This is a genomic window from Streptomyces sp. SID3212 (genome assembly GCF_009865405.1).
In the GTDB taxonomy this organism is placed as follows: domain Bacteria; phylum Actinomycetota; class Actinomycetes; order Streptomycetales; family Streptomycetaceae; genus Streptomyces.
Window position 1 is genome coordinate 1 of the sequence record NZ_WWJY01000519.1, and the last position, 4,082, is coordinate 4,082.

The 4,082-nt window shown below is 70.7% G+C and carries 3 protein-coding genes and 1 pseudogene; all 4 read right to left on the bottom strand.

The features are described from left to right. Positions 1 to 2,054, bottom strand: a 2,054-nt coding sequence (locus tag GT042_RS15685; protein ID WP_161309331.1) for a condensation domain-containing protein, incomplete at its 3' end; no start/stop codon positions are given. Between the two features lie 425 nt (positions 2,055 to 2,479). After that, the gene (locus GT042_RS15690) at positions 2,480 to 2,698 is read right to left on the bottom strand and encodes an MbtH family protein (protein ID WP_161309333.1); all 219 of its coding nucleotides are present in this window, start codon (positions 2,696 to 2,698) and stop codon (positions 2,480 to 2,482) included. A gap of 553 nt (positions 2,699 to 3,251) precedes the next feature. Continuing rightward, positions 3,252 to 3,788 (bottom strand): flavin reductase family protein, encoded by a 537-nt coding sequence (locus GT042_RS15695; protein ID WP_161309332.1) that lies wholly within the window; start codon positions 3,786 to 3,788, stop codon positions 3,252 to 3,254. A gap of 28 nt (positions 3,789 to 3,816) precedes the next feature. Further along, positions 3,817 to 4,082: pseudogene (locus tag GT042_RS38200) on the bottom strand (hypothetical protein); the annotation flags it as partial.

The following is a 4,082-nucleotide window of genomic DNA, read 5'->3' on the forward strand; positions in this document are numbered from 1 at the left end:
ACACCGACACCCTTGGGCAGACCGGTGGACCCGGAGGTGAACATGACGTAGGCGAGCCGGCCGCCGTGGGCCACGGTCGGCAGCACGCCCCGCCACGGGGGAGCCCCGCGAAGGACGCCACCGTGATCGTCGAGGACGATCACCGGCAGGGTGGCCGCCGTCTCCCGCACCCAGGGCCGGTCGGCGTGGGCCGCGTCCACCACCAGGGCGCGGACGTTCGCGACCTCGGCCACCCGGTCGAGCCGCTCGGCCGGCCACGCCGCGTCCATCGGTACGTACGCGGCGCCCGCGCCGACCACGCCCAGCGTGGCGGACACCAGGGCCGCCGAACGGCCCACCAGGACACCGATGCCGTCCTCGGCCCCGACACCCCAGCCGTTCAAAGTTTCTGACAGTTCGTCGGCCGAACCGGCCAGCTCCTGGTACGAGAGCGTGACGGCACCGTCCACGACCGCGGGGGCGTCCGGCGTCCTGCGTACCTGCGCGCGGAACGCCTCCGGCAGGGTGGATCCGGCGGTCTCCGCCGGCAGCTCCGTGCCCCGGCCCCCCGCGAGCAGCGCCCCGGCGCCGGCCCCGTCGAGGAACGGCAGGTCGCGGAGCAGGACGTCGGCGTCCGCGCCGGCCAGCGCCGACAGGAAGGAGACGACGGCCCGCTGGTGCAGCCGCACGTCCTCCGCCCGGTACAGCTCGGGGTTGGTGTCGAAGCCGATCAACGGGTCCTTGCCCTCGGCCCGTTCGGAGACGAAGAGGGACAGGTCGTCCACCGGGCCGAGGGACAGCAGCCGGGAGGGGGCGGGGATGCCGGCGAGGTCGAGGTCGTAGTTGTAGCCCATGATGTTGACGACGATGTCGCTCAGCCGCGCGGCGGCGTCCGTCATCCTCAGTTCACGGGCGAGCTGTTCGCGGGAGAAGCGGCGGTGGCGCAGGGCGCCGCGCATCTCGGCGGCGACGGCGCGCACGAGGGCACCGACGGTCATCTCACCGGTGACGGTCAGACGCAGCGGCAGGACGTTGGAGGTCATGCCGACGATGTGCCGCAGCCCGCCGTGGCGGCCGTTGGAGGCGAGGCCCACGGTGACGTCCTGGTTCCCGGTGACCCGGGCGACGTAGGCGGCGACCGCGCTCACGAACACCGCGGACCAGGTGGTGCGGTGGCCGGCGGCCAGTCGGCGCAGGTCGTCGAAGACGGCGAAGGGCAGCGTCTCGCGGGTGTGCAGCCCGCCGGGCGTGGCGGAGAGTTCGTCGGGCGTCGGGGTGTCGGTGCGGCGGCGGATGAGCGCCGTACCGTCGCGTCCGTCCGATACGTCTCCGGCGCCGGCCGGGTCCGTGAGGTGTCGCCCGGCCGGGTCCGTGACGTGGCCCGCTGCCTGGTGCGTGCCATGGCCGGCGGCCAGGTCGGCGAACTTGCCGGTCCAGTACGCGCGGTCCGCCTCGTACTGGTCAGAGGCTCGGTAGGCCGTTTCACCGGCCACGAGGTCGCGCAGGGGCGCGGGGGGCAGCTCGACCGCGTCCAGGTCCTCGCCCCGCGCGGCGCGCGTGTACAGATCGGCGACGGTACGGGTGAAGAGGGCGCCGCCGAGGCCGTCGATCGCGATGTGGTGGAAGCGGACGTACCAGTAGTGCAGTTGGGGGGCGAGACGCAGCAGCGCGTAGTGGTGGTGCGGTGCGTCGAGCCGGTCGACGGTGGCCATGTCGGCCGCCATGTAGCGCTCGGCGGCAGCGGTGGGGTCGTCGGTGCCCGACAGGTCGACCGGGCGGAGGAGGCCGGTCCGGGGCACGGAGGGCCGGACGACTCGCTGGCGAACCGTTCCGTCCCGGGTGACGATCCGGAGGTTGAGGCTGTCACACAGGGCGACGGCCCGGTCGAGGGCAGCGGCTAACAATCCCTCGTCGAGGTCACCACGGATCTCGATGCATTCTCCGATATTGCATTTCGGGCTGTCCGGGTCGACGAGCTGCCCGTACCACATGCCCTGCTGGGCCGTGGTCAGTTCGAAAGTCTCTTCTGTCTCTTCGGGGGACACTTCTGTGGAGAGGGGACTGTTTTCCTGCATGCCGATCTACACCTTCGGGAAGATTTTAAGGGACAGCGAGAAAGGCATGGCGGAACCACCCTCGCCGTTGCGCCCGCTTTTCGGGCGGGCCGGTGAAAGCCGAAAGGAAGTCGCCGCGCGCTTTGTGTACGGCGGCGCGCCGGTCTCTTACCAGGGACGGTCATTCAGGCCGCGGGCCTGGTACGGGACCGAGCTTCCTTAGCACATGACGGACGGCGGCAGAGCGGGCCGCCGATTTTTTATGGACAGCGCATGAAGGCGACATGACTACGGACCGGACGCGACCGATCTACGACCATCCCTGATCGATTTTGCTCGGACGGGAGCAAGCCCGAAGAAGTCGGAGCCGCGGACCCGCGCCGGCCGGGCCGACCAGCCTCGACGGCCCGACCACCTCGGGCGGTCCCGCCGCCCGGCCGCCCGACCTACCCGGCACTGTCCTCCATCGCCCGCACCAGACTGACGGGCCGCATGTCGCTCCACGCGGCCTCGATCGCGTCCAGGCATTCCTGTCGCGAGCTTTCCGGGCCCTCGGCGCGCCAGCCGCCCGGAATGTCGAGCCGCGCGGGCCACAGCGAGTACTGCCCCTCGCTGTTCATCAACACCAGGAACCGCTCGGATTCGTCATCGAAAGGATTGGTCACGGTCTTTCCCCCCACCTGTTCTCTGTCTTTCCACGGCGTGTTCATCAGCCTTGTCCCCCGCGTGCCGCTTCGGGCTTCACTTCGCAGCGACACCGTTCGGCACTCGGCTCCCTCGCGACCCGAACTCGGCCCCGCGGAGCGGCGATAACACCCCCCATACCGGCGTGCACGGTGGACCGGGTACAAGTACCCCGCCATCACCCGTTCACGCCAGTCACCTTAGAGGATCGCGACACTCAAAGACGAACATTTGCGCCGTTACTGACAAGTACTTGACCGGGGTCAATAAACGAGCTGGCCGAGGTCATATGCCAATGGGCGCCAAGCGGCGGGTTCCAGCCAATCGATGGACCTTTTGACCGAATATCCACGAATGTGAACCGATCTTTTAGGCCACCCAGCGCATTCACGAGTTCGTGGCGGACCCCAATGCGCCCGGCGCGCGCCCCTTCCCTTCCGTGCCTCCGTCGAACGCAGCCAGTAACCGAAGAAGCACGCCCTCAGGCGTGCTTCTTCGGTGGCCGGCCGGGCCCGGGTGCGGTCCGCTGTCGCGTCACTCCCCCGTCTGCGAGGGCAGGCGTACGGGCACGGCGAAGGCGCCGTCGTGATGGACCAGGGCGTCCCCCTCGCCGTGCCCGCCGCCCGCGTCGATCTCACCGACGACCAGGATGTGGTCGCCGATCCGCTGACGGAGCGTCACCCGGGCGGTGAGCCAGGCCGGTACGCCGTCCAGCAGCGGCAGCCCGTCGGCCTCCTCCGCCCAGGGGATCCCGTCGAAGCGGTCGATGCCGCTACGGGCGAACTGCCGGGCCAGCGTCGTGTTCCCGGTGCCCAGCACGTGGACGGCGAAGCGGTCGGCGCGCCGCACGGCCGGGAACGTCGATGCCGTGAGACCGAGGCAGAAGGAGACCAGCGCGGGCTCCAGGGAGACGGAGGTGAAAGAGGTCGCGGTGAACCCGGCGGGGCCCGGGACCGTGATCACGGTGACCCCGGCGGCGTGCCGCCGCAGGGTGCGCCGGAGTATCTCGTCGCCGGTGGCGGGCACCGGGCCCGGGGCGACTCCGGTGGCGCGTTCGATGGACACGGTCATGCCGCTTTCCTTCCTACGAGGTGGTGGCTCACGAACGCGCGCCTTCCACGCCTTCGTCGCCCTGTTCGCCTGCTCCTGCCACGGCTACTGCTGCCGCCGCGTCTTCTGTCTCTTCTGTCTCTTCGACCGTGAGGATCGGGCGCCCGGCGGGGTCGGCGCGCAGCCGCTCCAGCCACAGGACGACCACCGCCGCCGTGGTCCGGTGCGAGGCGTCGTTGAGGACGTCGTGCAGCCCGTCGTGCACCACCCCGAGGGTGGCGCGCGGCAGCCGGGCCACCAGCTCCCGCGCCTGGC